At 72.1% G+C, this 25,408-nt stretch carries 30 protein-coding genes; 20 read left to right on the plus strand and 10 right to left on the minus strand.

The features are described from left to right. Nucleotides 1-58: 58 nt before the first annotated feature. From ACFYWQ_RS31800 to ACFYWQ_RS31825, 6 genes are all read right to left on the minus strand, one after another. Nucleotides 59-1,528: a sensor histidine kinase gene (locus ACFYWQ_RS31800; protein ID WP_389521194.1), complete on the minus strand. Its 1,470-nt coding sequence runs from the start codon at nt 1,526-1,528 to the stop codon at nt 59-61. Next, nucleotides 1,525-2,259 (minus strand): response regulator transcription factor, encoded by a 735-nt coding sequence (locus ACFYWQ_RS31805; protein ID WP_389521196.1) that lies wholly within the window; start codon nt 2,257-2,259, stop codon nt 1,525-1,527. The genes ACFYWQ_RS31800 and ACFYWQ_RS31805 overlap by 4 nt, the downstream gene beginning before the upstream one ends. Before the next feature lie 64 nt (nt 2,260-2,323). Next, entirely contained in the window at nt 2,324-2,515 is a 192-nt protein-coding gene (locus tag ACFYWQ_RS31810) for a hypothetical protein (RefSeq protein WP_389521198.1), read from the minus strand. Nucleotides 2,516-2,545: 30 nt separating this feature from the next. Next, nucleotides 2,546-3,649: a S1C family serine protease gene (locus ACFYWQ_RS31815; RefSeq protein ID WP_389521200.1), complete on the minus strand. Its 1,104-nt coding sequence runs from the start codon at nt 3,647-3,649 to the stop codon at nt 2,546-2,548. Nucleotides 3,650-3,850: 201 nt separating this feature from the next. Then, nucleotides 3,851-4,873, minus strand: a complete 1,023-nt coding sequence (locus ACFYWQ_RS31820; RefSeq protein WP_389521202.1) for a LacI family DNA-binding transcriptional regulator — start codon at nt 4,871-4,873, stop codon at nt 3,851-3,853. Nucleotides 4,874-4,979: 106 nt separating this feature from the next. After that, on the minus strand, nt 4,980-5,759 hold the full coding sequence (locus ACFYWQ_RS31825; RefSeq protein ID WP_389521204.1) for a winged-helix domain-containing protein: 780 nt from the start codon (nt 5,757-5,759) through the stop codon (nt 4,980-4,982). A 170-nt stretch (nt 5,760-5,929) separates the two neighbouring features. Here ACFYWQ_RS31825 and ACFYWQ_RS31830 point away from each other — a divergent pair, with 170 nt between their 5' ends. From ACFYWQ_RS31830 to ACFYWQ_RS31865, 8 genes are all read left to right on the plus strand, one after another. Then, nucleotides 5,930-6,769 (plus strand): alpha/beta hydrolase, encoded by an 840-nt coding sequence (locus ACFYWQ_RS31830; RefSeq protein WP_389521206.1) that lies wholly within the window; start codon nt 5,930-5,932, stop codon nt 6,767-6,769. Between the two features lie 41 nt (nt 6,770-6,810). Beyond that, the gene (locus ACFYWQ_RS31835) at nt 6,811-7,065 is read left to right on the plus strand and encodes a MoaD/ThiS family protein (RefSeq protein ID WP_385070311.1); all 255 of its coding nucleotides are present in this window, start codon (nt 6,811-6,813) and stop codon (nt 7,063-7,065) included. 2 nt (nt 7,066-7,067) lie between these two features. Further along, complete coding sequence (locus ACFYWQ_RS31840; protein ID WP_389521209.1) at nt 7,068-8,522, plus strand: hypothetical protein; 1,455 nt, start codon at nt 7,068-7,070, stop codon at nt 8,520-8,522. Between the two features lie 161 nt (nt 8,523-8,683). Next, nucleotides 8,684-9,412 (plus strand): DUF2993 domain-containing protein, encoded by a 729-nt coding sequence (locus tag ACFYWQ_RS31845; RefSeq protein WP_389521211.1) that lies wholly within the window; start codon nt 8,684-8,686, stop codon nt 9,410-9,412. Between the two features lie 210 nt (nt 9,413-9,622). Then, on the plus strand, nt 9,623-9,706 hold the full coding sequence (locus ACFYWQ_RS31850) for an Ms5788A family Cys-rich leader peptide (protein ID WP_385102562.1): 84 nt from the start codon (nt 9,623-9,625) through the stop codon (nt 9,704-9,706). Nucleotides 9,707-9,842: 136 nt separating this feature from the next. Next, nucleotides 9,843-10,688, plus strand: coding sequence for a sulfurtransferase (locus ACFYWQ_RS31855; protein WP_389521213.1), 846 nt, complete (start codon nt 9,843-9,845; stop codon nt 10,686-10,688). A gap of 46 nt (nt 10,689-10,734) precedes the next feature. Continuing rightward, on the plus strand, nt 10,735-11,022 hold the full coding sequence (locus tag ACFYWQ_RS31860; RefSeq protein WP_009189358.1) for a DUF1416 domain-containing protein: 288 nt from the start codon (nt 10,735-10,737) through the stop codon (nt 11,020-11,022). Between the two features lie 182 nt (nt 11,023-11,204). Further along, the gene (locus ACFYWQ_RS31865) at nt 11,205-11,465 is read left to right on the plus strand and encodes a DUF3099 domain-containing protein (protein ID WP_389521215.1); all 261 of its coding nucleotides are present in this window, start codon (nt 11,205-11,207) and stop codon (nt 11,463-11,465) included. Here the strand turns inward: ACFYWQ_RS31865 and ACFYWQ_RS31870 are convergent. Further along, nucleotides 11,459-11,821 (minus strand): DsrE family protein, encoded by a 363-nt coding sequence (locus tag ACFYWQ_RS31870; RefSeq protein WP_385070300.1) that lies wholly within the window; start codon nt 11,819-11,821, stop codon nt 11,459-11,461. The genes ACFYWQ_RS31865 and ACFYWQ_RS31870 overlap by 7 nt on opposite strands. A 320-nt stretch (nt 11,822-12,141) precedes the next feature. Between ACFYWQ_RS31870 and ACFYWQ_RS31875 the strand changes: the two genes are divergently transcribed. The 6 genes from ACFYWQ_RS31875 (at nt 12,142) to ACFYWQ_RS31900 (ending at nt 16,965) form a co-directional block, all read left to right on the plus strand. Continuing rightward, complete coding sequence (locus ACFYWQ_RS31875; RefSeq protein ID WP_389521218.1) at nt 12,142-12,846, plus strand: hypothetical protein; 705 nt, start codon at nt 12,142-12,144, stop codon at nt 12,844-12,846. Next, the gene (locus ACFYWQ_RS31880; protein WP_389521220.1) at nt 12,843-13,661 is read left to right on the plus strand and encodes a hypothetical protein; all 819 of its coding nucleotides are present in this window, start codon (nt 12,843-12,845) and stop codon (nt 13,659-13,661) included. The genes ACFYWQ_RS31875 and ACFYWQ_RS31880 overlap by 4 nt, the downstream gene beginning before the upstream one ends. After that, nucleotides 13,658-14,665: a hypothetical protein gene (locus tag ACFYWQ_RS31885; RefSeq protein WP_389521221.1), complete on the plus strand. Its 1,008-nt coding sequence runs from the start codon at nt 13,658-13,660 to the stop codon at nt 14,663-14,665. Before ACFYWQ_RS31880 ends, ACFYWQ_RS31885 begins: the two co-directional genes overlap by 4 nt. A 232-nt stretch (nt 14,666-14,897) precedes the next feature. Next, the gene (locus ACFYWQ_RS31890; RefSeq protein ID WP_389521223.1) at nt 14,898-15,473 is read left to right on the plus strand and encodes an FABP family protein; all 576 of its coding nucleotides are present in this window, start codon (nt 14,898-14,900) and stop codon (nt 15,471-15,473) included. A gap of 54 nt (nt 15,474-15,527) precedes the next feature. After that, on the plus strand, nt 15,528-15,989 hold the full coding sequence (locus tag ACFYWQ_RS31895; RefSeq protein ID WP_389521225.1) for a Fur family transcriptional regulator: 462 nt from the start codon (nt 15,528-15,530) through the stop codon (nt 15,987-15,989). Nucleotides 15,990-15,999: 10 nt separating this feature from the next. After that, a complete protein-coding gene (locus tag ACFYWQ_RS31900) occupies nt 16,000-16,965 on the plus strand; it encodes a YgfZ/GcvT domain-containing protein (RefSeq protein ID WP_389521227.1) in 966 nt (321 codons plus the stop codon). A gap of 112 nt (nt 16,966-17,077) precedes the next feature. Here the strand turns inward: ACFYWQ_RS31900 and ACFYWQ_RS31905 are convergent, their stop codons facing one another. Continuing rightward, nucleotides 17,078-17,323, minus strand: coding sequence for a hypothetical protein (locus ACFYWQ_RS31905; RefSeq protein WP_389521228.1), 246 nt, complete (start codon nt 17,321-17,323; stop codon nt 17,078-17,080). Between the two features lie 509 nt (nt 17,324-17,832). After that, nucleotides 17,833-18,258, minus strand: a complete 426-nt coding sequence (gene dtd / locus ACFYWQ_RS31910) for a D-aminoacyl-tRNA deacylase (protein ID WP_389521229.1) — start codon at nt 18,256-18,258, stop codon at nt 17,833-17,835. 158 nt (nt 18,259-18,416) lie between these two features. Between dtd and ACFYWQ_RS31915 the strand changes: the two genes are divergently transcribed. The 5 genes from ACFYWQ_RS31915 (at nt 18,417) to ACFYWQ_RS31935 (ending at nt 23,137) form a co-directional block, all read left to right on the plus strand. Beyond that, nucleotides 18,417-19,010: an aerial mycelium formation protein gene (locus ACFYWQ_RS31915; RefSeq protein ID WP_389521231.1), complete on the plus strand. Its 594-nt coding sequence runs from the start codon at nt 18,417-18,419 to the stop codon at nt 19,008-19,010. Nucleotides 19,011-19,216: 206 nt separating this feature from the next. Further along, a complete protein-coding gene (locus ACFYWQ_RS31920) occupies nt 19,217-20,473 on the plus strand; it encodes a GNAT family N-acetyltransferase (protein ID WP_389521233.1) in 1,257 nt (418 codons plus the stop codon). A gap of 336 nt (nt 20,474-20,809) precedes the next feature. Beyond that, complete coding sequence (locus tag ACFYWQ_RS31925; protein ID WP_389521235.1) at nt 20,810-21,721, plus strand: winged helix-turn-helix domain-containing protein; 912 nt, start codon at nt 20,810-20,812, stop codon at nt 21,719-21,721. A gap of 19 nt (nt 21,722-21,740) precedes the next feature. Continuing rightward, a complete protein-coding gene (locus ACFYWQ_RS31930; protein WP_389521237.1) occupies nt 21,741-22,622 on the plus strand; it encodes a GntR family transcriptional regulator in 882 nt (293 codons plus the stop codon). Continuing rightward, nucleotides 22,619-23,137, plus strand: coding sequence for an HAD family hydrolase (locus ACFYWQ_RS31935; RefSeq protein ID WP_389521239.1), 519 nt, complete (start codon nt 22,619-22,621; stop codon nt 23,135-23,137). Before ACFYWQ_RS31930 ends, ACFYWQ_RS31935 begins: the two co-directional genes overlap by 4 nt. Here ACFYWQ_RS31935 and ACFYWQ_RS31940 read toward each other — a convergent pair. Next, the gene (locus ACFYWQ_RS31940; protein ID WP_389521241.1) at nt 23,088-24,011 is read right to left on the minus strand and encodes a hypothetical protein; all 924 of its coding nucleotides are present in this window, start codon (nt 24,009-24,011) and stop codon (nt 23,088-23,090) included. The genes ACFYWQ_RS31935 and ACFYWQ_RS31940 overlap by 50 nt on opposite strands. Before the next feature lie 548 nt (nt 24,012-24,559). Here ACFYWQ_RS31940 and ACFYWQ_RS31945 point away from each other — a divergent pair. After that, nucleotides 24,560-25,324, plus strand: a complete 765-nt coding sequence (locus ACFYWQ_RS31945; RefSeq protein ID WP_389521243.1) for an HAD family hydrolase — start codon at nt 24,560-24,562, stop codon at nt 25,322-25,324. Nucleotides 25,325-25,408 lie beyond the last annotated feature (84 nt).

Consider the following 25,408-nt stretch of genomic DNA (forward strand, 5'->3'; position numbering starts at 1 on the left):
TGGGTCGCCACACGGAACGGAAAGGTTGCCGGGGACGGGGAGCGAGAAGGGCGGAGGGTCAGACGGCCGGGGTCTCCGGCGGCGGGGTCGGTGCCCCCGGCAGCCGTACGGTGGCCACCGTGCCGCCGCTCTCCGCGCGGGCCAGGGTCACCGCGCCGCCCGCCTGCTGCACGGTACGGGCGACGATCGACAGGCCCAGCCCCGATCCCGGCAGGGCACGGGCGCTCGGGGAGCGCCAGAACCGGTCGAAGACGTGCGGGAGTTCGTCCTCGGGAATGCCGGGGCCGTGGTCCCGCACGGTCAGCACACCCTCGCTGAGCCGCACCTCGACCGTGCCGCCCTCGGGGCTGAACTTCACCGCGTTGTCCAGGATGTTGACCACCGCGCGCTCCAGCGCCGCCGGCTCCGCCCGGGTGTACCAGGGTTCGAGCGTGGCCGTGATGGACAGCTCGGGCCCGCGCAGCCGCGCCCGGCGCAGGGCGGTCTCGACGGTGTCCTCCAGCGAGACGACCTGGACGCGCTCACCGCGCTGGCCCTCCGAGCGGGACAGCTCCTGGAGGTCGCCGATGAGCGACGCCAGTTCCGTCATCTGCGCCTTCACCGACGCGAGCAGCGCCTTGCGGTCCGCGGCGGGGATCGGCCGGCCGGTCTCCTCGCTGCGGGTGAGCAGTTCGATGTTGGTGCGCAGGGAGGTCAGGGGGGTGCGCAGTTCGTGCCCGGCGTCCGCGATGAGCTGCTGTTGCAGCTCGCGGGAGTTGGCCAGGGAGGAGGTCATCGAGTTGAACGACCGGGAGAGCCGGGCCACCTCGTCGTCGCTGTCGTCCTCCACCGGGATGCGAATGCCCAGGTCCTCGGTCCGCGCCACGTGCTCGACGGCCTCGGTGAGCTTGTCGACGGGACGCAGACCGGCCCGCGCGACGGCGAGCCCGGCGGCACCGGCGCCGACGACCCCGATGCCGGAGACGAGGAGGAGGATGAGGGCGAGGTCGTTGAGGGTGGACTCGGTGCTCTTCAGGGGCACCGCGACCACGAGGGCGGCGTCGGGATACAGCTGGGGCTGGCCCGGTCCCTGACTGACGTAGAGGGGCGTGGTCAGCACCCGCACGGCGTTGCCGTCCTCGTCGGTGCCGTTGCGGAACACGCCGCGGCCGTCCTCGGCGTTGGCGACCACGTCCTTGTCCGCGGCGGTGACCTTGACCGTGCCCTGCGAGTTCGACGACACGCAGGCCTCGCCGTCGGCGTTCACCAACTGGAGGTAGACGGTGTCCTGCACCCTGAAGTCGCCCCTGTCCTCCCGTGACTGCGGGGTGTCGGGGCACTCGGCGAGGGTGGACGCCACGGCGGAGGCCATCTGGGGGCCCGACACCTTCTGGAGGCTGTCGTCCAGCTCCTCGTACAGCTTGCCCTGCACGATGAACCAGCACGTCACCGACACCGCCGCCACCGCGAACGCGACCGCCGCCGCGACCAGCATCGACAGCCGGGCCCGGATCGGCAGCGTCCGGAACCGGCGGACGAACCCGTTCACTCGGCCCCGCCCTGGCGCAACACGTACCCGACGCCCCGCACGGTGTGCACGAGCCGCGGCTCGCCGCCCGCCTCGGTCTTGCGGCGCAGGTACATCACGTACACGTCGAGGGAGTTGGACGACGGCTCGAAGTCGAAGCCCCAGACCGCCTTGAGGATCTGCTCCCGGGTGAGGACCTGGCGCGGGTGCGCCATGAACATCTCCAGGAGGGTGAACTCCGTGCGGGTCAGCTCCACGGGCCGCGCCCCCCGCGTGACCTCGCGCGTGGCGAGGTCCATGCGCAGGTCGCCGAAGGAGAGCGCCTCGTCGTCGTGGACGTCCTCCGTCTGCGCCGCCGCGTAGGAGCTGCGGCGCAGCAGCGCGCGGACGCGGGCGAAGAGCTCGTCGAGTTCGAAGGGCTTGACCAGGTAGTCGTCGGCGCCCGCGTCGAGGCCGGTGACCCGGTCGCCGACCGTGTCGCGGGCGGTGAGCATGAGGATCGGCGTGGTGTCACCGGCGCCGCGGATGCGGCGGGCGGCGGTCAGACCGTCCATGCGGGGCATCTGGATGTCGAGGATCACCAGGTCGGGGCGGTAGGCCGTGGCCTTCTCCAGGGCGTCCGCGCCGTCGACGGCGACCTCCGTGTCGTAGCCCTCGAAGGCGAGGCTGCGCTGGAGGGCTTCGCGCACGGCCGGCTCGTCGTCGACGATCAGGATGCGCTGGGGGTCACGGTCGCCTTCGGCGGGGCTCATGGGCGTGGCTTCCTCGGTGCGGTGGGGCGTCGGGGCTGAACGAACTCATTCAGCCTAAAGGTGCTCAGGCGCGGGCGGTCCTGCGGCGGCGGGCCGTGGTCCGCCGCCCCGCGGTGGTCCCGGCGGCGGCCGACGCCACCTCGGGGGCCCGCGGGGCCCGCCGCACGGGCGGGTGCAGCTCGTACGCCACGCCGAGGGCCAGAGCGAGGTCGGCCGGGCCGACGCCGGTCACCGGGTGCGGAACCTGCTTGATCATGACGTGCTCCCTGGACGTGGGACGGACGGGTCAGCTGGTGCTGTCGGCGCCGCCGGCCCGCAGCGTGGCCAGGTCGGACTTGACGGTGTTGATCGGGATGGCGAAGCCGAGGCCCACGCTGCCGGCCTCGGAGGAGGAGGTGGCGTCGGCGGCGGAGTACATCGCGGAGTTGATGCCGATGATGTTGCCGCTCGCGTCGATCAGGGCGCCGCCGGAGTTGCCGGGGTTGAGGGAGGCGTCCGTCTGGAGCGCCTTGTAGGTGGTGGTCGACGAGCCGGTGTCGCCGTTGAACTGCTGTCCGCCGAACTCGAACGGCCAGCCGCCGCCCTGCTGCTGTTGCTGCTGTCCCTGGCTCTCGTCGGTCGAGACGGTGACGTCACGGTCGAGGGCGGAGACGATCCCGCTGGTGACGGTGCCGGTGAGGCCCTCGGGGGAGCCGATCGCGACGACCGTGTCGCCGACCTGGACGCCGTCGGAGTCGCCGAGGGTCGCCGCCTTCAGGCCGGAGGCGTTCTCCAGCTTGATCAGGGCGAGGTCCTTGGCGCTGTCGGTGCCGACGACCTGCGCGGTGTACTCCTTGCCGTCGCTGGTCTTCACCTTGATGGAGGAGGCGCCGGAGATCACGTGGTTGTTGGTGACGATCTCGCCGTCGCTGGTGATGATCACGCCGGAGCCGGTGGAGGTGCCGCTGCTGAGGGTGGCGTTGACCTCGACGACGCTCGGGCTGACCGCCGCGGCGATCGAGGCCACGTCACCCGTCCTGCTGGAGGGGACGACGCTGGTGGTCGTGGACGAGGAGACCGTCTCGTTCTTGCCGGTCAGCTCCTGGATGCCGTAGGCGGTGCCGCCGCCGATGGCCGCGGCGACGATCGCCACGGCGGCGAGCAGGGCGATCGGGCCCCGGTTGCGCTTCTTCCGGGCGGGCGGCTCGGCGACCGGGGGGACGGCGGGCGCGGCCGGGGCGGGGTGGGTGAGGAGAGCGGTGCCGCCGCTGTCGGCGCCCTGCGCGGGCTGGTGGGCCGGCGGGGGCGGCCACTCCGGGTCGACGGGGGCGGAGGCGTGCAGCTGGGCGCCCTGGTAGGGGGTCTGGTACGCGGTCTCGTACTCGCCGTCGCGGCGGATGCTCTCGGTCATGACAATGAGCTTGTCGCCTGACGATGAGAGCTCCCTGAGCGCTCCCTGAGAAGCCCGGCAGAAGCTCCTTCGCCCGATATAAGGGCGCTGCGGACGAGGGCGTCGCGCCTCTCAGAAAGCCCTCATGTAAGCCCTCATGTAAGCCCTCGTGAAAGTCCTCGTGAAAGCCCCACGAAAGAGCTCCCGCGCAGAGCGAGGCGGTCAGGAGCAGCCGCAGGACCGCCGTACCACCAGCCGCGACGGGAACACCTTCAGCCGCTCGCGGCGCGATCCCGCGACCCGCAGCCCGTCGTCGAGGACGAGGTCCACCGCGGCGCGGGCCATCGCCGAGCGGTCCGAGGCGACGGTGGTCAGGGGCGGATCGGCGAGCGCCGCCTCCTTGATGTCGTCGAAGCCGGCCACCCCCAGCTCGCCGGGTACGTCGATGCGCAGCTCGCGGGCGGCCCGCAGCACGCCGAGGGCCTGGTCGTCGGTGGAGCAGAAGATCGCGGGCGGCCGGTCCGGCCCCGACAGCAGCTCCAGGGCGATCCGGTAGGCGTCGTAGCGGTTGTACGGCGCCTCGAAGAGCCGGCCCTCGGCGCTGATCCCGGCCTCGTCCATGGCCCGGCGCCAGCCCTCGACGTGGTCGGAGACGGGGTCGCCGACGGAGGGCGTCTCGGCGGTGCCGCCCATGCAGGCGACGTACGCGTAGCCGTGCTCCAGCAGGTGCCGTACGGCGAGCTGGGCGCCGCCCAGGTCGTCGGTGACGACGGCGACGTCGTCGATGGCCTCGGGCCGCTCGTGCAGCAGGACGACCCGGGCGTCCCAGGCGTCGATCTCGGCGGCCGCCAGGTCGTTGAGCGCGTGGCTGACCAGGATCAGCCCGGAGACGCGCATCCCGAGGAAGGCGCGCAGGTAGTGGACCTCGCGTTCGGCGACGTAGTCGGTGTTGCCGACGAGGACCATCTTCCCGCGCTCGGAGGCGGCCTGCTCGACCGCGTGCGCCATCTCCCCGAAGAAGGGCTGGCGGGCGTCGGGGATGATCAGGCCTATGAGGTCCGTGCGCCGGGAGGCCATCGCCTGCGCGACCCGGTCGGGCCGGTACCCCAGCTCCTTGATGGCGGCGAGGACACGCTCGCGCGTGGCCGGGGCGACCGGCCGGGGTCCGTTGTTGATGACATAGCTGACGACGGCGGTGGACGTCCCCGCCAGTCGCGCCACGTCATCCCTGGTTACCTTGGCCACGCGCGGAGTCTACGCGGATGGACCTGTCACGGGCAGGGCGTGGGAGCACCCTCCCGGTGCCGGGGACCGCCCCGGCCCGCGGGTGCGGTGCCCGGCCCGGTCGGTGTCACGCCTCCGCCGCGACCTCTTCCGCGCCCACGGAGACCGCGTTGTCCGCCTCGTCCGCCTTTGACCGGTCCGCCTTGCCCTTGGCGTCCTCGGCGGCACGGTCGACCTTCTCGGGAGTAACGAATCGGTAACCGACGTTCCGGACGGTTCCGATCAGCGACTCGTGCTCGGGTCCGAGCTTGGCGCGCAGACGGCGTACGTGGACGTCGACCGTCCGGGTGCCGCCGAAGTAGTCGTAGCCCCAGACCTCCTGGAGCAGCTGCGCGCGCGTGAAGACGCGGCCCGGGTGCTGCGCGAGGTACTTCAGGAGCTCGAACTCCTTGAAGGTGAGGTCGAGGACACGGCCCTTGAGCTTGGCGGAGTAGGTGGCCTCGTCGACGGAGAGGTCGCCGTTGCGGATCTCCATGGGGGAGTCGTCGTTGACGATCTGCTGGCGGCCCATGGCCAGCCGCAGCCGCGCCTCGACCTCCGCCGGACCGGCGGTGTCGAGGAGCACGTCGTCGATGCCCCAGTCGGCGGTGACGGCGGCGAGACCGCCCTCGGTCACCACGAGGACGAGCGGACAGCCGGGCCCGGTGGAGCGCAGCAGCTGACACAGGCTGCGCACCTGCGGCAGGTCACGGCGCCCGTCGATCAGGATGACGTCGGCACCCGGGGTGTCGACGAGGGCGGGGCCCTCCGCCGGAGCCACCCGCACGTTGTGCAGCAGAAGGCCGAGTGCGGGGAGCACCTCCGTCGACGGCTGGAGGGCGTTGGTCAGGAGCAGCAGAGAACTCATACGTCTGGTTCCTCCTCGGTCCCTGCGAGGACGTGTGCGGTGCGGCACTGCTCTGCGATCCCGGGGCCCCGTACACCTGCGGTTTCCCGCTTCGTATACAACGCTTCCGAAAGCACAAAAGGACCCGGGGGCTACGCTGCCCGAGTCCTCTGCCCAGCAGAATAGCCCACATGAGCAACAGCCGGGCAGGTCATGCGGCGCGTTCCGCCGCTCGTCCGCACTCCGAGACGAACAGACGCACACCATTGCGGACGTTTCTGCCCACGGCCGACGGCCTGTCCATCGATTCCGTATACGACCCGGGCGCGGTCGTATACGACGCCTCCCCGCCATCCTCCGGTCACCCGGTGTTCGTCGTGGCCCACGGCTTCACCGGCGACGTGGACCGGCCGCACGTGCGCCGGGTCGCCTCCGTGTTCCGCCGCCACGGGGCCGTAGTCACCTTCTCCTTCCGGGGCCACGGCCGCTCCGGCGGACGGTCCACAGTGGGCGACCGCGAGGTCCTCGACCTGGCTGCCGCCGTGGAGTGGGCGCGTTCGTTCGGGCACGCGCGCGTGGTGACCGTCGGCTTCTCCATGGGCGGCTCGGTGGTGCTGCGGCACGCGGCACTGCACCCGGGCACGGTCGACGCGGTGGTGTCGGTCAGCGCGCCCGCCCGCTGGTACTACCGGGGCACGGCACCCATGCGCCGCCTGCACTGGATGGTCACCCGCCCCGAGGGCCGCCTGGTCGGCCGCTACGGCTTCCGCACCCGCATCCACCACCGGGACTGGGACCCCGTACCGCTGTCCCCGACGGAGGCCGTGCCGCGGATCGCGCCCACACCGCTGCTGATCGTCCACGGCGACCGGGACGGCTACTTCCCCCTCGACCACCCCCGGATGCTGGCCGAGGCCGCCGGTGAGCACGGCGAACTCTGGCTGGAGCCCGGCATGGGCCACGCCGAGCACGCCGCCGGTGACGGCCTGCTGGCCCGCATCGGGGACTGGGCGGTCTCCCGGGCGGGCTAGCCTGACCCTGTTGACCGTCGTTGGACTGACTGAGGAACGAGATGGCAAAGGGCACGGTGCGCTACTGGGCGGCCGCCAAGGCCGCGGCGGGAGTCGCCGAGGAGCCGTACGACGCGGCCACGCTCGCCGAGGCGCTCGAGGCCGCCCGCGGCCGGCACCCCGGTGAACTCGTCCGTGTGCTGCTGCGGTGCTCGTTCCTCGTCGACGGCGACCCCGTGGGCACCCGCGCACATGAGACGGTACGGCTGGCCGACGGCGGCACGGTCGAGGTGCTCCCGCCGTTCGCAGGAGGGTGACGATGACCGACCAGCCGTACGGGCAGGGGTACGAGGGCTACGACCCCTACCAGCCGCAGCCGCAGCATCAGCAGCAGTCGACGCCGCGGTCGCAGCCGCAGCATCCGCAGCAGCCGCAGGCGTGGCCCGGACAGCACCAGCCCGGGTACGAGGACCCCCAGGACCGGCTCCAGCACACGCAGCAGTGGCAGGGCCAGACCTGGGAGACCGGCCTCCAGTCGCCGGTCCCCGCCGGGGACCCGGCCGAGACGGCATACCTGCCGCCGCAGACCGGCGACGCCCCGTCGTACGGCGGCCCGCAGAGCCCGTCCCCGGCCGGCCCGGCCGCGGCGCCGGCGCCGGCGCCGTCCCCCGCCTGGCAGCAGCAGGCACCGTACGGACAGCAGACACCGCCCCCCGGGCAGCAGCAGCCGTACGGACAGCAGCACGCGCCGGACGGACGTCAGCAGCACTCGTACGGCGGGCGACAGGACTCCTACGGCGGGCCACAGGCGTCGTACGGCGGGCAGCAGACCTCCTATGGCGGGCAGCAGACCTCCTACGGGCGGCAGCAGGCGTCCTCCACGCCCCCTGCCGCCGAACCCACCGCCCCGGCCCCCGCGCCCGCCGCCACCGCCACCCCCTCAGCGGCCCCCGAGCCCGCCGCCGAGCCCGCCGACCTCTCCTCCTACGGTCCCGCCACCCTCGCCGGCAACGCCCGCGTCACCGACGCCCAGCGGGCCCGCATGGAGGGCCGCTCGCCGATCATCGAGCCCGGCATGCAGCCGGCCGCGCTCACCGCGCTCCTCGGCCTGCTGCTGTCCGGTACGGCGGCCGTCGGCACGTACGCGCTGCTCGTCCCGCTGGTCGTCCTCCAGGCCGTGACGGCGGCGGGCTGGTTCCGGCTGAACGGCATGTGGCCGGCCCGGCAGGGCATCGCCCTGGCCTTCCTGGGCGCGCTGGTCGCCGACGTGGCCCTCCTCGTCGCGGGCCGCGCCCACGCGCCCGCCGCCATCCTCGGCACGCTCGGCGTCTGGGTCCTGCTCTGCCTGGTCCTCCAGCTCCGCTCGCACGCGGACCCCGACGAGCGGATGTACGGCCTGATGGCGACGGTCGCCTCGGCCGCGCTCGCCATCATGGCCACCGGCCACCTGGGGGCCGACCCGGACGCGGTGACGGTCGGCGCCGCCGCGGTCGCGGTCGCCGTCCTGGCCCGAGCGCTGCCCCTGCCGACCCCGGCGTCGGTGGTCGTCTCGCTGCTCGCCGCCGCGGGCGCGGGCGTCGCGGTGGGCGGGATGACGGATCTGGGCGCGCGGGGCGCGTTCCTCGGCGCGGGAGCGGCGGTGTGCGCCCTGATCGGCCACCGGGCCGCCAGCTACGACTACCCGTCGCGCTTCGTCCACTTCACGGCGGGTGTGGCACTGCCGCTGGCGGCCGCCGCACCGGCCGTCTACGTCCTCGGCCGGGCCCTGGGCTGAGCGCTCGGCGGCGGCGCGCCCCGGTCCGCCGCCGCCGACCGCCGCCCCGCGCGCCGTCTGTCACAGGTGATCGACAATCCGGTGGCGCCCCTTCCGCGCGGGGTTACCGTGACTCGTCCATGAACTGACTGTCAGACCATCCGGGTGGGGGAACGACCGCAATGCGCGCGCTTCGAATACTGCTGGTCCTCGTGGTGGTCCTCGGCGGCCTCTTCGTGCTCGCCGACCGTCTCGCCGTGAACTTCGCGGAGGGCGAGGTCGCGGACAGGCTGAAGACGAGCGAGAACCTGGCGGCCACCCCGGACGTGTCCATCAACGGCTTCCCCTTCCTCACCCAGGTCGTCGGCGGCGAGCTGGACGACGTGGAGGTCGGCATCCCGGCCTACGAGGCGGCGGGCACCGAGGGCGGCACGATCCGCATCGACGACCTCGAGGCGCACATGAAGGGCGTCGAGTTCTCCGGCGACTACAGCTCCGCCACCGCGGCCACCGCCACCGGCACGGCCTCCCTCACCTACGCCGAGCTGCTGAAGGCCGCGAAGCCCGAGGCGACGCAGGTCTTCCCCGGGGTGACGGCCCAGGTCGTCGGCCTCTCCGACGGCGGCAACGGCAAGATCAAGGTCGATGTCGAGGTCACCGCGCTGGGCGCGAAGAAGACCTATCCCCTCCTCAGCTCGGTCGCCGTCGAGGGCGACACCGTCCGCGTCCACGCCGACTCGCTGCCCAGCTTCGGCGGTGTGCAGACCGCCGAGGACGAGGTCCGTTCCATCACCGACTTCGAGCAGAAGATCGACGACCTGCCCGGCGGCATCCGGCTCGACAAGGTCGAGGCGGGGGCGAAGGGCGTGCAGATCACGGTGAAGGGTTCCGACGTCCGGCTGGCCGGGTAGGAGCGCCTTCGGCGCCCCCGCCGGGCGACCTGGGTCCGAAGGGCGAGACGCCTGCGTCCGCACCGCAGATGGCATGGCGGGCGCGTACGGTCGGCATGCCCGCGGCGACCTCCCGGATCCCCTCCCCGTTCCGCCATTCGGACGATCGCGTCTCACCATACGACACGCCGGTGACATGCCCGCCTGTCCGTCCCTACGATCGACCGCATGATGCAGCGACAGGCGGATCTCACGAAGCGGCGGGCAGTAGACCTGTGCCGCGTCGCCGCCATGCTCTGTCGCCCTGCCTCCTGAGCGGAAGCGCCGCCGGCCTTCCGCGCCTCCCGGCGCCCTCGCTCGAGGGCATCCGTGCGCCGGCCGCCGGCGAAGCCCGGTCGCGCACCCTCTTTCTTGCACACCCCCGCCGCAACTGCCCCGGAGGAGAACGAGCATGAGCCGCAGCGACGTCCTGGTCGACGCCGACTGGCTGCAGGACCACCTGGACGACGAGAACATCGCCGTCGTCGAGGTGGACGAGGACACGTCCGCGTACGACAAGAACCACATCAAGAACGCGATCCGGATCGACTGGACGCAGGACCTCCAGGACCCGGTCCGCCGCGACTTCATCGACCAGGAGGGCTTCGAGAAGCTCCTGTCGGCGAAGGGCATCGCCAACGACACCCTGGTGATCCTCTACGGCGGCAACAACAACTGGTTCGCGTCCTACGCCTACTGGTACTTCAAGCTGTACGGCCACGAGAACGTCAAGCTTCTCGACGGCGGCCGCAAGAAGTGGGAGCTGGACGCCCGCGAGCTGGTCGACGGCACCGAGGTGCCCGAGCGCCCGGCCACCGAGTACAAGGCCAAGCCGCAGGACACCTCGATCCGCGCCTTCCGTGACGACGTCGTCGCCGCGATCGGCGCGCAGAACCTGGTCGACGTCCGCTCGCCCGACGAGTTCTCCGGCAAGCTGCTCGCCCCGGCCCACCTGCCGCAGGAGCAGTCGCAGCGCCCGGGCCACGTCCCGAGCGCCCGCAACATCCCGTGGTCGAAGAACGCCAACGACGACGGCACCTTCAAGTCGGACGACGAGCTCAAGGAGCTCTACGCCGACGAGCAGGTCGACCTGGCCAAGGACACCATCGCGTACTGCCGCATCGGCGAGCGCTCGGCCCTGACCTGGTTCGTGCTGCACGAGCTGCTGGGCGTGGAGAACGTCAAGAACTACGACGGCTCCTGGACCGAGTACGGCTCGCTCGTCGGCGTGCCGATCGAGCTCGGCGCCAACAAGTAACCCCCACCCGACCGACCTTCTGGTCAGACCCCTTCTGGAGAAAGCCATGTGTGGAGCGAAGGCCGGCGGCCCGGACGCCTCGACGATCAAGCCCGGTGAGACCACCATCCAGGGTCAGGTGACCCGCGACGGCGAGCCGGTGACGGGCTACGTCCGTCTGCTGGACTCGACCGGCGAGTTCACCGCGGAGGTCCCGACCTCCGCCACGGGCCAGTTCCGCTTCTACGCGGCCGAGGGCACCTGGACCGTCCGTGCGCTCGTTCCCGGCGGCACCGCCGACCGCACGGTCGTCGCCCAGAAGGGCGGCCTCGCGGAGGTCGCGATCGCGGTCTGAACGGACCGCTGACGGTCTGAACGGACTACTGACGGTCTGAACGGACTGCTGACGGTCCGGACGGGCTGCTCACGGTCCGGACGGACCGGTGAACGACCGAAGGGCCGCACCCCGCGGGTTGGACGCCAGGGGTGCGGCCCTTCGGGCTGCCCGGGCCGGCGCCACGGACCTACCCTGGACGCATGTACGCACGGCGGCGCCACACGTACTTCGCCATGATGGGCGTCTGCGTCGGGCTCTTCGTCCTGGCCTGGGGCGTCGTGCGCCTGTGGTCGGTGCCCGTGGCCGTCGGGATGTGCGTGGTCGCGATGGTCATCCCGCCGGTCGCCGCGATGGTCGCCAACCGCCGGGGCCCCGACGACCGCTGGTGGGACGACCCGTCGGGGGACCCCACGTCGGACGAGTGGTGGGACGAACTGGACGGCAAGAAGCGCCGTCAGTAGACCAGTGCCTGGGTGTCCTCGGCGAGCGACTCCTGCACGAACACCTGCGCGCCCGCGATCCGTACGCCGTCCAGGACGTCCTTCTCCGTGATGTCCCGCCGGGCCGCGCACTGCGTGCACAGCGTGAGCCGGCCGCCCGCCATGATCGAGTCGATCAGGTCGGGCAGCGGCGCGGCGTGCGGCAGCTCGAACTCGGCGGCGCGCCCCGGCAGCGCGAACCAGGCGGACTCCCCGGTCAGCCACAGGGACACCTCCACCCCGCTGGCCACGGCCACCGCCGCCACCGTGAACGCCTGCGAGCACCGCTCGGGCGCATCGGCCCCCGCCGTCACCTTGATCACCAGCTTCTTCGCCATGCCTGAATCGTAATCAAGATCCCCACAACGGCTTGTGCCGCCCATGAGTCTCCTGTGCAGCGCGATACGGAAGACGCGCTTCATGTCCTGAGGGGAATGGTGTGGGAACGAGCGAGACGGGGGCCGACGGGCTGCCCGAGGAGAAACCCGGCGAGACAGCCGGAGAGAGACCCGGAGAGGGATCCGGAGAGAGACCCGACGGGTTACCCGGTGGGAAACCGGGCGAGGCGCCGCCGGAGGCGCTCGTCGAGACCGGGGGGAACGAGGGCTGCGGGAACGAGGGCGAGGGCGCGGAAGAAGCCGCCGGGAAACCGCGGCCCGTGCGGCGTGGGCGGCGTACCGCCGTGCTGATCGCCGGGGCCGCCGTGCTGGGCCTGGTGGCCGGTACCTGCACCGGCTACCTGGTGCAGGCCGACCGTGAGCCGACGAAGCTGCCGTCGCTCTCGCAGCCGGAGATCGCCCAGGCGAAGGGCCCCGCCCCCGCGCCACTGCCGGCGGCGCAGGACCGGCGGGTGAAGACCGACGGCGACCTGCGCGAGCTGCTGCTGTCGAAGCCGAAGGGCGCCAGGGACGCCGACTGGCTGGGTGACGACGGCTGGATGGACCTGGCCGCCTACGCCGACACCTACACCAAGTCGAGCTGGATCTTCGATGACCTCATCGGCTCCGAGTTCCGCAGGGCGGCCGTCACGGGCTGGGAGGTCGGCTCGGCGTACACCGTGGAGATCCGGCTGGTCCAGTACCGGCAGCGGGAGACCCTCGCGGCCGAGACGGCCAGTCACAACAACCAGCGCGCGGCGGAGGACGACGAGACGACGGACAGCTGGACCGTTCCCGGCACCGGCGACGGCATGGCGTACGTGCACACCGAGCCGGAGGTCGAGCCCGGCTACGAGCCGGTGTACGGGGCCGAGGCCTTTGCCTGGCGCGGGGACATCGCCATGGAGATCTTCGTCAGCGGTGACGAGCCGGTCGACGAGAAGACGATCACGGATCTGGCCCGGCGGCAGATGGAGCGGCTGTGACCGACACACGAGACACCCCGGACACCGACGAGCCGGCCGAGCCCACCGAACTCACCGAGGCGCCCGAGAAGCCCGCTCGGCGGGGCCGCGCCGCCGTGGTCGCCGGGTCCGTGCTGCTGGCCGGGGCGCTCCTCGCCGGGGTCGGCTGCACCGTCGTGACCGTGCGGGGCGCCGACCGTGACGCCGGGGCCCCGGTGTGGACGTTCCCGAAGACGGCGTCCGTGCGGACGGAGGCGCCCACCGCGACCGGGCTCGCCGCCACCCTCGTGCCCTACGGCACCGACGGCTGGTCGCAGGGCCCGGACCTCGGCGAGTACGGCTCCGACGCGCAGCTGGGCGGCGCCCAGGCCACGGCCCTCCAGAAGGAGGCGCTGAGCGGTCTGCCGCGTTCCCAGCGCAAGCAGCTCGAGCAGCGGATCGACGAGATGCACATCCAGGGCATGGCGATGCGGAGCTACCTCAGCGGGCCGCCCGACCCGTACACGAACGACGGGCTGTACACGATGAGCGTCGTGCTGTCCCGGATGGCGGACCAGAACGCCGTCCGGGGCATCGCGACCTTCCAGAACGAGTTCCTCGCCGCCCTGGACATCTTCCGCGAGGGCCCGCAGATCAAGGGCCACAAGGACGCCAAGTGCTTCCTGCCGCCCGAGGACGACGACGAGGAACTGGACGCGATGTACTGCTCGGCCTACGTCGGTGACGTCCTGGTCACCGCCACCGCGACCGGCGTGAAGCCGCTCGACACCGCACGAGCGGCGACCTTCCTACGCACCCAACTCGAGCGCATAGCGGAGCCGGGGGCGGCGGTATGACCGAGCAGCAGCAGATCGAACAGCAGCAGATCGAACAGCAGCAGATCGAGCAGCAGCAGACCGGGCAGCAGCAGAACGAGCAGCGGCAGGTCGCGGATCCGGCGAGCGAGCCGGCCGTCGCGCCCGAGCCGCCCGCCCCCGAGCCAACCGCCGCCCCCGAGGCGCCCCCCGCACCCGAGCCAACCGCCGCCCCCGAGGCGCCCCCCGCACCCGAGCCGCCCCCCGCGCTCCGGCCCGCCCGGGACCGTCGGGTCCTGTGGGCGGTCCTCCGCTGGACCGCCGCCGTCGCCGTGTTCGCGGCGGTCGGCACGGCCACGGCGTACGGCATCTCCGCCATGGAGCGGACGGACGTTCCGGGGCTGGCGACGGAGTCGGACGGGCGGTGGGACTACCCCACGCTCACCAGGCCGCCGCTGCCGTCGGGCAGCCCCGGCCCGTTCGACGAGGCCAACCCGGCCGGCACCCACCACGCCGACCTGCGCGCCCTCCTCCTGCCCGCGCCCGAGGGCGCCACCGAGGACAAGGCGCTGCGCGGCGCGGACGGCTGGCTGGGGACGGAGGACTACCTCGCCGAGTACGCGCTGGAGGAGGACCGCGCGGAACTGGGGCAGAAGCTCGTCGACCACGGCCTGAGGCACATAGCGGCCCGTGGCTGGACCACCCCGGACGGGACCCGGACCCGGATCTACCTCCTCCAGTTCGACACGGCGTTCGTCGTGGACACCGTCATGGCCGGCGAGGCCGTCCCCTACGCCGACCTGGTCCGCCAGGTGCGCGGCGCGGAGACGCTCCCGTACGAGGAGACCTTCGAGACGAAGCCCGGGGTCCCGGAGATCGAACGCGTCCTGCACGCCGAGGCCGAGCCGTACGGCGCGGAACAGGTCCGGGCGGCGGCCCTCGCCGCGGGCGACGTCTACGCGGTGATCCTTCAGAGCCGCGCGGGCGGCGCCGCCGCCGTCCCCTTCCAGCAGACGGTCACGCTCCAGAGCCAGTTGCTGGGCTGACGCCCGCGAGGGCACACCTCACGGAGAGGGCCGGGCCCCGGCCGCGTAAGCTGGGGCCCGGCCCTGTTGTACGCACACCTGAAGCACGCTCATCCGAGGAGCACCCCGTGGAGATCTTCTTCGAAGCCCTGCTGGTCCTGGTCTGCGTCGGCGTCCTCGCCTTCGCCGGGCTGACCGTGAAGAAGCTGTACCAGGGCCAGCGCTGACCGACCACGTCCAGGAACTGCCACCCATGATCGAGATCCCGTCCGACCTCCACAAGGACCTCGTCCCGCTCGCCTTCCTGCTCGGCAGCTGGGCGGGCGCGGGCGTGCACGACTTCCCCGGCTCCGAGAAGTGCAACTTCGGGCAGGAGGTCACCTTCGGCCACGACGGCCGTGACTTCCTGGAGTACCACTCCCACACCTGGGTCCTCGACAAGGACGGGAACAAGGTCCGGCCCCTGGAGTCCGAGTCCGGCTTCTGGCGGATCGACGGCGCCCGCAAGGTCGAGGTCACGATGACCCGCGACGACGGCGTCATCGAGATCTGGTACGGCGAGCTCGCCGACAAGAAGCCCCAGATCGACCTGGTCACGGACGCGGTGGCGCGGACGGCGGCCTCCCGCCCGTACTCCGGCGGCAAGCGCCTGTACGGCTACGTCAAGAGCGACCTCATGTGGGTCGGCGAGAAGCAGACCCCCGACGTCGAGCTGCGCCCCTACATGTCCGCCCACCTGAAGAAGGTCGTCACCCCGGAGGACGTCGAGCGCTGGGCCAAGGCCCTGCCCGACGACATGCCGGACGACGGCATCGCCTTCTTCAAGTAGTCCTCGACTCTTCAAGTAGTCCTCGACTCTGCAAGTAGTCCTAGACTCTCCTGTGTGGCGAGCACCCAAGGCACCGACTGGAAGAGCGATCTGCGACGGCGCGGCTACCGGCTGACCCCGCAGCGGCAACTCGTGCTCGAAGCCGTGGACACCCTGGAGCACGCGACCCCCGACGACATCCTCGTGGAAGTGAGGAAGACCGCGTCGGGGGTCAACATTTCCACCGTCTACCGGACCCTGGAGCTCCTGGAGGAGCTCGGGCTGGTCAGCCACGCCCACCTCGGCCACGGTGCGCCCACCTACCACCTCGCCGACCGGCACCACCACATCCACCTGGTCTGCCGCGACTGCGGGGACGTCATCGAGGCGGACATCCAGATCGCCGCCGAGTTCACGGCCAAGCTGCGCGCGACGTTCGGCTTCGAGACCGACATGAAGCACTTCGCGATCTTCGGCCGGTGCAAGGACTGCTCGCTCAAGGGCTCGACCAGCGAGAGTTCAACTACCGAGTCGTAGGCTTGGCTTCATGAAGAGCCCCTTGCTGTCCCTGCCCGGCGCCGTTCCCGCCGAGGGCGTGGACGAAGGCGTCGCCGCCCACTACGGCGACCTGTTCCGCGAGCAGCGCGCCCTCGCCGACGGCACCGGATTCGTCGACCTCTCGCACCGGGGAGTCGTCACCGTCTCCGGTGAGGACCGGCTCAGCTGGCTGCACCTCCTGCTCACCCAGCACGTCACCGACCTGCCCACGGGCCAGGCCACCGAGGCGCTGATCCTCTCCGCCAACGGCCACATCGAGCACGCCCTCTACCTCGTCGACGACGGCGCGACGGTCTGGGCCCATGTCGAACCCGGCACCCAGGACGCCCTGATCGCGTACCTGGAGTCGATGAAGTTCTTCTACCGGGTCGAGGTCGCCGACCGGACCGACGCGTTCGCGGTGGTGCACCTGCCGGCCGGTTCCATCGCCGAGGTGCCCGAGGGCGTCGTCGTCCGGGAGACGCCGTACGGCCGCGACCTGTTCCTCCCGCGCGCCGACCTGGAGTCGTACGCCGGGACGGCGGGCCCCGCGGCCGGGATCCTCGCCCACGAGGCGCTGCGCGTCGAGCGGCACCGCCCGCGGCTCGGATTCGAGACCGACCACCGCACCATCCCGCACGAGCTGGGCTGGATCGGTACCGCGGTCCACCTCCAGAAGGGCTGCTACCGCGGGCAGGAGACGGTCGCCCGCGTCCAGAACCTGGGCAAGCCCCCGCGCCGCCTGGTCTTCCTCCACCTGGACGGCAGCGAGGTGCACCTCCCGCCCGCCGGAACCGAGCTGCGCCTGGCGGCCGACGGGCCCGACGGCCGCAAGATCGGCTTCATCACCACGTCCGCGCGCCACCACGAACTCGGCCCCGTGGCCCTGGCCCTGGTCAAGCGGAACGTCCCGGTCGACGCCCCCCTGGTCGCGAACAGCACCGCGGCGTCCCAGGAAGTCGTCGTGGAACCCTGAGCGCGGGGAACCCTGAGCGCGGGGAACCCAGAGCGCGGGGAAACCCGCGCGGCCGTCGCCCGCCGGGCCCCGCACGGCGGGCCCCGGCGGGGTGCCGGTGCGGTGGACCGGGTCAGCGCGGAACGGCGATCTTCGCCGCCAGCGTGAAGCCCGAACCGCTGATCGTCACCGCGGTGCCCAGCGCCTCGAGCGTCCCCGGCATCACGAGCAGCACCGTGATGCCGCCCAGCAGCGCCGCGACGGCGATGATCACCGCTGCGATCGCGTTGGACATCGGCAGCCGCGCGACGCCGGCCCCCTCGTCCCTCGTCTCCGGTGGTGAGCCGGATCCCCTTTCTCCGGGCAGGTGGTGTCCCATGCCCCGCTCCCTTCGTCAGCCCAGGTGAGTGGCGCCCGCGGTAGCAGCCGCGTGCACCGTGCCGGAGAGATGCCCAGCGTCCGGGCGGCGCAATACCGCGCCGGGGTACGGGAAAAGGGATACGGCGGGAAGGGGAGGGGCACTCCACCGTTCTCCGTAGGGAAAGCACGACCGCCGCCCCGGAGGCCTGTGACCCCCGGGGCGGTCCGGGTCTTCCGGGGCCCGCTGCTACAGGCCCCGGTGATCGGTTGCCGACGACCTCGGGTCCGACCCACCTGGGCTGACAGGGAAGTCAGGGATCCGGCGGCGTTCGCCGCCAACATGGCCAAGTTGGCAACCAACTTCGCTGTACTTATCCCCACGTGGCGGGGATCCATAAACAACTCGGGAACAACTGCCGACGGATGGGCCGAAGTTGTGGCGTCCGGACCTGTGAGGTCCGGACCCGTGAGGTTCGGACCCGTGAGGTTCGGACCGGGACCTGAGGCCTCCGGTCCCGGCGGTCCGGATCAGACCTCGATCAGCACGGTGAACGGGCCGTCGTTCGTCAGCGACACCCGCATCTGCGCGCCGAAGCGTCCCGTCTCCACCGTCGCGCCCAGCGAGCGCAACCGCGCCACCACCTCGTCGACGAGGGGCTCGGCGACGTCACCGGGGGCGGCCGCGTTCCAGGTGGGCCGGCGGCCCTTGCGGGCGTCGCCGTACAGGGTGAACTGGCTGATGACCAGCAGGGGCGCGTCGATGTCGCTGCACGACCTCTCGTCGGTCAGCATCCGCAGGGACCACAGCTTGCGGGCGAGCTGGGCCGCCTTCTCCTTGGTGTCCTCGTGGGTGACCCCGACCAGGACGCACAGGCCCTCGCCGGTGATCTCGCCCACCGTCTCGCCGTCCACGACGACGCTCGCGCCGTCCACCCTCTGCACCACTGCACGCATGCGGACCATCATGCCGTGCGCCCCCGCAACCGCCGGCCAGGGGATTCTTTTTGATCCTTTGGCCCGGATCTGGGCCGTTCGGGGGCACTCGGTCACATAGGGGTCACTTGGGGTGGCACGATGCTCCCACACGCCGGTCGAGGGGACGGTAGAGCCACATGAGCACACCAAGCACCGGGCCGCTGGGGACGACCACCCAGCGGCCGCCCGTGCAGCGCACCGACAGTCCGCCGTGCAGGCTGCCCGCGGAGCCGCCCGAGCACGACACGGCCCGCCTGAGCCTGCCCGAGCTGCGCACCCTGCGCCGGGACGCGCAGCGCGACGAGGCGGACCTCAGTTACGTACGACGGCTCCTCCAGGGCCGTATCGACATCCTGCGCGCCGAGCTGGCCCGCCGTGGGCCGGCGGCCGTGCCCGAACCGGCCGGGGACTCGGTGGTCGCCCGCCTGCCGGAGATCCTCACCGACGCCCCGGCCCGCCACCGTTCCTCCGCCCGCCACGTCACCCTGGGCACCCCGCACAGCGAGGAGTACGGGCGGCTGGCCGCGGACATGCTCGCCGAGGTCGAGCTCTCCGACCTCGCCGCCCGCACCGACCCGGAGCTCCACGAGGCGATGGCCCGCCTCGTCGGCTACGAGCAGCAGGTCTCCCGCTGCCGGCAGCGCCTCCAGCGGACGGCGGACGGCTGCGGCGCGGAGATCACCCGCCGGTACCGGGAGGGGGAGGCACAGGTGGACGACCTGCTGGTGTAGGCCGGCCGCCGGGCGGACCCGGGCGGACCGGACGCACGGTAGGTGGCAGCGGCAGGCGGCAGGCGGCAGGCGGCAGGCGGCAGGCGGCAGGCGGCAGCGGCAGACGGCAGGTAGCGGTACGGGGCGGGGCGGGGCGGGCGGGGCAGCGCGCGGCGGGGCCGAAAAGGCCTCGACGGCACCCACCCCACCCTGCCTACGGTGACGTCATGACCCACCGAGCCGACGCACTCGACATACGTCCCGTCACCGAGGACGAGTTCCCCCACTGGCTCCGTGCCGTGCACACCGGCTTCCTGCGCGAACCGGTGGTCGGGGAGAGCGAGCTGAGCAGCCGCCGGAGCCAGTTCGTCCCCGGCCGCCACCTGGGCGCCTTCGACGCGGGCCGGTGCGTGGCCACCTTCAAGTCCTTCGACCAGCAGGTCACGGCCGTGGGCGGCGGGTCCGTCCCGGCCAACGCCGTCACGGGCGTCACCGTCACCCCCACCCACCGCCGCCGCGGCCTGCTCAACCGCATGATGGGCCAGGACCTGGCGGCCGCGAAGGAGCGCGGCGCCGTCGTCGCCACCCTGATCGCCGCCGAGTACCCGATCTACGGCCGGTACGGCTTCGGCCCCGCCACCTGGGCGACCGAGTGGACCGTCGACGTGCCGCGCACCGGACTCGACCCCCGCCGCTCCGGCCAGGACGAGGCGGGTGGCCGGATCGACCTCGTCGACGGCGAGGACGTCCGCAAGCTGGGCCCCGACCTGCACGAGCGGGTGCGCCGCGCCCAGCCGGGCGCCGTCAGCCGCGACGAGCTGTGGTGGCAGCGCAACACCGGCGCCGTACGGTTCGAGCCGTCGTGGACCGAGCCCTTCTACGCGCTGTACCGCTCGCCGGACGGCGAGGTCGAGGGCCTGGCCTCGTACACCTCGGACGACCACTGGCCCGACAAGCGCCCGCACCACACGGTGAGCGTGAACTGGCTGCTCGCGGCGGGCCCGGCCGCCGAGCGCGCGCTGTGGCGCTACCTCTGCTCGATCGACTGGGTCACGCAGGTGAAGAGCGGCTGGCGCGCCCCCGACGACCTGCTCCCCTTCCTGCTGCCGGACCCGCGGTCCGCGCGGCAGGCCACGCACGGGGACTGGCTGTGGGTGCGGATCCTGGACGTCGTACGGGCCCTGGAGGCGCGGACGTACGGGGCGGAGGGGACGCTGGTGCTGGAGGTGGCCGACCCGGGGGGTCTGACCGGGGGCCGGTTCCGGCTGGAGGCGTCGCCGCTGGGCGGGTCCTGCACCCCGACGACGCAGAGCGCCGACCTCGTGCTGGACGCGGCCGGGCTGGCGAGGCTGTGGCTGGGCGACGAGTCCGCGGTCCGGCTGGCGGCGCTGGGGAGCGTCGGGGAAGAACGAGCGGGCGCCGCCAGGTCGGCCGACGCCCTGCTGCGTACGTCCAGGCGGCCTTGGTGCCCGGACATGTTCTGAGCTCCCTCCTGCCGTGGGGGGCGGTGCCGTGCGTGATGATCCGTAGCCGCCGCGGCCGATCCGGCGATGTGCTGTGGTGCCGTTCTTCAGTTGTGGCTGTGCGGTCGTGCCCGTTGTTCGGTTGTGGCTGTGCCGATCGGTTGTCCGTGCGCGGGGTGCGCTGAACGGCCGGGCTCCCGGCTCCCCTCCGGAGGGGAGCCCGACCAACCCCGCGAAGTACGGCCATGTTGGGCGAGTTGGTCGCCAACTTAGCTAATATGGTGCCGACTTGGAAGTGTCTGGTAACCATCTACCGAGCAACTGCCGGAAGATGGCGCAAAGTTGTACTGTTCTGCTGTGACGTCGGAAAGTGCCCTGGTCAACGGTCGGCGGAGACCGCGGCCGCCTCAGCGCTCCTACCGCGAGGTGGCGGACGAACTGCGCGCCCGTATCAGGGCCGGCGAGCTCAGGCCGGGGCAGCGCATGCCCACCCAGGCCAAGCTGGCCGAGGAGTTCGGCGTGGAGCGCGGCACCGTACGGCAGGCGCTGCGCATCCTGCACGAGGAGCGGCTGCTGACCAACGTGTCGAAGGGCAGCCCGGCGACCATCGCCGCCGCCCCGGACAAGGGGCCCCTCGGCTCCGGGGCGCCGCCGCTGCCCACCGCGGTGGCCCTGGCCCCCCGGATCACCGCGGCCTTCGCCGCCCCGCGCGTCCGTATCGACGCCGTGTGCCTGACCTCGACCACCCTCACCCTCACCCTCAGCGAACCCCTGCGTCAGATCCACGCCGGGCAGCTGAGACCGGCCGGTGTGGAGGTGCGGGTGCTGCTGCCGTCCCGGGACATCGACCTCGCCTTCCCGGTGCCGGTCGAGGGCCACGGCGCCGGTCAGGACCGTCCCGTCCACCGGCAGTGGCTCGCGACGCGCAACGCGCAGGCGCAGGTCATGCGCCACAACCTGCTGGCGCTGCGCTCCACGCACGGCATCGACGTGAGCGTCGCCTTCCGCGCGCTGCCCTTCACCCCGCCCGTCAAGCTCTACCTCCTCAACGGGTCGGAGACCCTGTTCGCCTACTACACGGTGAGGCGCCGTGAGGTGGGGATCGACGACGAGCACGTGGAGATGTACGACGCGGAGGGGGCGCAGTCGATGCTGTTCGGCTTCGAGGCGGCCGCCGGACCGCGCGACCGCGCCTTCGTCGAGCAGTCCCACCTGTGGTTCGACGCGTTGTGGGAGACCATCAGTTCGGACCTGCACCTGGGCGGCTGAAGGGCCGTACCGTGGGCGTGTGACCGAGGAGAGTACGGCAGTGGACGGCAGCCGGCGGCTCAGCTTCCGGGAGATCGCCGACGTCCTGCGCGAACGCATCCGGGTCGGGCAGCTCAAGGCCGGCGACCGCCTGCCCACCCAGGCCGAACTGGCCGAGGAGTTCGGCGTGGAACGCGGCGCCGTCCGCCAGGCCCTGCGGCTGCTCCAGGACGACGGGCTGCTCAGCAACGTGAACAAGGGCAGCCCGCCGCGCATCGCCGCGCCGAGCACCGACGCGTACGGGCGGGAGCCACAGCCGACCATGGTCGCGCTGGCCCCCCGCCTCGCGGACGCCTTCACCGTGCCGCACGTCCGGATCGACGCGGCCTGCCTCACGGCCGAGAGCCTGATGCTGGCCCTGGGGGAGCCGCTGCGCCGCATCCACGAAGGCCGCATCCGCCCGGAGCGGGTCGACGTCCGCATCCTGCTGCCCTCCCGCGACATCGACCTCGCCTTCCCGGTCCCGATCGAGGGGCAGGACGACGAGGACCGGGTGCACCAGCGCTGGCTCGCGCTGCGCAACGCCCAGGGGCAGGTGCTGCGCCACAACCTCGTGGCGCTGCGCTCCTCGCACGGCGTCGACGTGAGCGTGAGCTTCCGCGCGCTGCCCTTCACCCCGCCGGTGAAGCTGTACCTCCTCAACGGGACGGAGGCGCTGATGGCGTACTACACGGTCACGCGCCGCGAGGAGTCCATCGACGACGCCACGCTGAACATGTACGACGTGCTCGACTCCCAGTCGCTGCTCTTCGCCTTCGCGTCGGGCCGGGGACCGAACGAGGCGGCTTTCGTGAACGAGTCGCGGAAATGGTTCGACGCCCTCTGGGAAACCATCACCACGGACCTGACACTCACTTGGTGACTGCTGAATCGAGCGAGTTCCGGGAACTGGTCGTCGGGGCGAAAGTGGTCCTGTGGGACTTCGACGGGCCGATCTGCCGGTTGTTCGCCGGGTGCCCGGCGCAGGACGTGGCGCACGCGCTGGTGCGATGGCTGCGGGAACGGGGCCTGGCCGGCCGCGGTCTGACGTCCTGCTTCGCCTCCCCCGTCCACGGCCGCACGGCGGACCTCGGCCGTCTGGAGCCGCCCCCGCACACACTGCACCGCGCACTCGCCGCCCTGGACGCGGCACCCCGCGACGCGCTGGCGATCGGCGACTCCCCCACGGACGCCCTGGCCGCGGCGGAGGCCGGGGTCCCCTTCCTGGGCTACGCCCGGCGCGAGGCGCAGGCCGCACCCCTGAGGGCCGCGGGCGTCACCCACGTCGTGGCGTCACTGGAACAGGTGCTCACCGAGGTGAGGCGGACCGGCCCGGTCCGCGCCTGCGTCAGCCAACCCCCCGGTGTTCCGGCGGAACCCACCGGGGATCCGCGATGACGGGAGTCTCGGGTTTGATGTAGTCGAGCTTCTCCCACAGATTGCGGTGCCACTCCATGTGGTGCTCCGCGATGGCCTGGGTGGAACGGGAGGGAGACCGGGCGTCCCAGCCGATGATGCGGGCCTTGCCGTACCGCAGTCCGAAGCCGGCCGTGTCGAGGATCCGGTACAGGGCGTCGTGCCGGCGCACCCGAGTGTCCACGATTCCGTAGGGGGCGTAGAAGATCTTCTCCTGGTTGAGGATGTAGAACTTGCGCTCCGGTATCTGCGGGGACTCCCGCACCTCGCACGTGATGGCGATGCCCGGGTTCCGCTCGTGGACGCGGTCGAGGAGTTCTTTGAGGTCGTTCCAGCGGGGCTTGGTGAAGTCCTCCCGCATGCGAAGGCGGTTCTCCGGGGCGTCGGCGAAGTAGAGCGTCCCGGGCGGGTGCCGGCTGCCGTCCGGGGCGGGGTCCAGCCGTCCGGGGAGACTCATCGGCAGGTTGAGATGGGCGATGATGACGTGCAGCGTGAGTTCCTGGGTGCGTACTTCTTCGTCGGCCATCCGCTCCAGGGGGCCCCGGAGCAGATCGATCAGGGTCTGCATGGTGAACCCGGAGAAGTCGACCCGGACGCGCCGCGCCTCGAACGCCTCACGGAACGGATCCCGCAGGTCGTTGAGGTGGGCGAGCACGTAGACGCCCGAGACCTCCCGGGGCTCGGAGTCGCTGATGGCGTCGAAGAGGATGAGGGCGATCAGCGCGGCGAACGATCCGCCCAGGAACCCCTGGCCCTTGAGCGCGTTGCCGAGTGGGGCGATGATCTCGGCGGCGAGCGCGAGAACGGCCACCAGCGCGAGCAGCCACTTGACCAGGCGGGGTTTCCACTCGTTCAAGGACTGGCGGATGCGGTCGAGTCTGGACGCGCCGGCGCCGCCCGGAGTACGAGGAGACACTCACTACCCCCTGTGGTGAGCCTCGGATGCGAGACGGCAGCAAGCCCGCCGGTCTCCTTGAGGGCCATGATGCCTTCGCCGACTCCCGTGCACTAGAAGACCGCTTCGGCCCGACGCGCGCCAGGACGGAGGTGCCCCGGGCACACCTGGTGACACACTGCGACGAAGGCGACCGAGGGGCTACTCTGTGCGGTTATGCGGCAACGTCTGCTTCGCGGAACGCAAAGAGCGATGAGCCGCACCCCCACTGAGGTACGGCGGCGCGGCCCCGCGGGCGAGAGGGACACGGGCCACCACACCGTCATGGGCCTGCCGGGTGGTCCGTCGTCGGAGATGAGCCCCCGCGGCCCGGTCGGTGGAGCGGGGAGCGGAGCCTCGGCGCCACCCGGGGCTGGACGCCGTCCCTGGCGAGGACCCGGTGGCGCGGGCGCCGCCGCGGTGGCGTCACGGAGACCGGGGCGGCCGAACCGAGGAGCGGATGGAACGGCATGAACGGTGATCTCGACGACGTCGAGCACGCGAGGGAGCTCCTGGCGGGCGGCGCGGGAGAGGCGGGCGCCGGCTGCGTCCTGTTCGACTTCGACGGCCCCCTCTGCCGGCTCTTCCCGCTGGGGTCGTCGATGCGGGTCGCTGACGAACTCCGGCGCTGCGTCGAGTCCTTCGGCGCCCTGGACGTCCTCTGCGCGCGGGAGCGGACGGACAAGGACCCGCATGTGGTGCTGCGCGCCGTGCACCGGGCGCGACGGGACCGGGAACTCGGTGATCTCCCGGAGCGCCTGGAGGAACTCGTCGCCCGCGGTGAACTGAACGCCGCCCGGACCGCCTGGCCCACACCGCAGGCGGACGATCTCGTCCGGTGGCTGGCCGACCGGGGAGCACGGCTGGCCGTCGTCACCAACAACGCTCCCCGAGCGGTCGACTTCTACCTCCGGGCCCACGGGCTGCGCCAGTACTTCGAGGGCGTCCACGGCCGAACCGCCGACCCCGGCCTGATGAAGCCGCACCCCGACGTCATCGAGCGGGCGCTGCGGGGCCTTGGCCTCTCACCGGGCGACGCGGTGATGATCGGGGACACCCCGACGGACGTCGAGGCCGCGGAGCGGGCGGGCGTCCCGTTCATCGGCTACGGACGAAACGCCGAGAAGCGGGCGCGGTTGCGGAACGCGGGGGCCAAGGCGGTGCTCGGGTCGTACGGGCCGTTGCTCCAGCCGGTGGGTGAGGGCGACGCCGACGCCGACGGGCCCCGGATGTGATGCCGATGTCCTCTTCCTGACCCGGCCTGCCACCGTGCACCATGAGCGGGCTCGTTCCAAGGCGTGTGCCTACAGGGGGAATTG

Source organism: Streptomyces sp. NPDC003247, assembly GCF_042888135.1.
GTDB lineage: Bacteria > Actinomycetota > Actinomycetes > Streptomycetales > Streptomycetaceae > Streptomyces.

Bases quoted from the DNA above. Each gene is read 5' to 3' on its own strand.
- ACFYWQ_RS31825 (WP_389521204.1), bottom strand. From the start codon at position 5,759: ATGAGTTCTCTGCTGCTCCTGACCAACGCCCTCCAGCCGTCGACGGAG.
- ACFYWQ_RS31850 (WP_385102562.1), top strand. From the start codon at position 9,623: ATGCAGCGACAGGCGGATCTCACGAAGCGGCGGGCAGTAGACCTGTGC.
- ACFYWQ_RS31900 (WP_389521227.1), top strand. From the start codon at position 16,000: ATGAAGAGCCCCTTGCTGTCCCTGCCCGGCGCCGTTCCCGCCGAGGGC.
- ACFYWQ_RS31905 (WP_389521228.1), bottom strand. From the start codon at position 17,323: ATGGGACACCACCTGCCCGGAGAAAGGGGATCCGGCTCACCACCGGAG.
- ACFYWQ_RS31830 (WP_389521206.1), top strand. From the start codon at position 5,930: ATGAGCAACAGCCGGGCAGGTCATGCGGCGCGTTCCGCCGCTCGTCCG.
- ACFYWQ_RS31840 (WP_389521209.1), top strand. From the start codon at position 7,068: ATGACCGACCAGCCGTACGGGCAGGGGTACGAGGGCTACGACCCCTAC.
- ACFYWQ_RS31815 (WP_389521200.1), bottom strand. From the start codon at position 3,649: ATGACCGAGAGCATCCGCCGCGACGGCGAGTACGAGACCGCGTACCAG.
- ACFYWQ_RS31835 (WP_385070311.1), top strand. From the start codon at position 6,811: ATGGCAAAGGGCACGGTGCGCTACTGGGCGGCCGCCAAGGCCGCGGCG.
- dtd (WP_389521229.1), bottom strand. From the start codon at position 18,258: ATGCGTGCAGTGGTGCAGAGGGTGGACGGCGCGAGCGTCGTCGTGGAC.
- ACFYWQ_RS31915 (WP_389521231.1), top strand. From the start codon at position 18,417: ATGAGCACACCAAGCACCGGGCCGCTGGGGACGACCACCCAGCGGCCG.
- ACFYWQ_RS31885 (WP_389521221.1), top strand. From the start codon at position 13,658: ATGACCGAGCAGCAGCAGATCGAACAGCAGCAGATCGAACAGCAGCAG.
- ACFYWQ_RS31870 (WP_385070300.1), bottom strand. From the start codon at position 11,821: ATGGCGAAGAAGCTGGTGATCAAGGTGACGGCGGGGGCCGATGCGCCC.
- ACFYWQ_RS31855 (WP_389521213.1), top strand. From the start codon at position 9,843: ATGAGCCGCAGCGACGTCCTGGTCGACGCCGACTGGCTGCAGGACCAC.
- ACFYWQ_RS31860 (WP_009189358.1), top strand. From the start codon at position 10,735: ATGTGTGGAGCGAAGGCCGGCGGCCCGGACGCCTCGACGATCAAGCCC.
- ACFYWQ_RS31810 (WP_389521198.1), bottom strand. From the start codon at position 2,515: ATGATCAAGCAGGTTCCGCACCCGGTGACCGGCGTCGGCCCGGCCGAC.
- ACFYWQ_RS31890 (WP_389521223.1), top strand. From the start codon at position 14,898: ATGATCGAGATCCCGTCCGACCTCCACAAGGACCTCGTCCCGCTCGCC.
- ACFYWQ_RS31945 (WP_389521243.1), top strand. From the start codon at position 24,560: ATGAACGGTGATCTCGACGACGTCGAGCACGCGAGGGAGCTCCTGGCG.
- ACFYWQ_RS31865 (WP_389521215.1), top strand. From the start codon at position 11,205: ATGTACGCACGGCGGCGCCACACGTACTTCGCCATGATGGGCGTCTGC.
- ACFYWQ_RS31845 (WP_389521211.1), top strand. From the start codon at position 8,684: ATGCGCGCGCTTCGAATACTGCTGGTCCTCGTGGTGGTCCTCGGCGGC.
- ACFYWQ_RS31805 (WP_389521196.1), bottom strand. From the start codon at position 2,259: ATGAGCCCCGCCGAAGGCGACCGTGACCCCCAGCGCATCCTGATCGTC.
- ACFYWQ_RS31920 (WP_389521233.1), top strand. From the start codon at position 19,217: ATGACCCACCGAGCCGACGCACTCGACATACGTCCCGTCACCGAGGAC.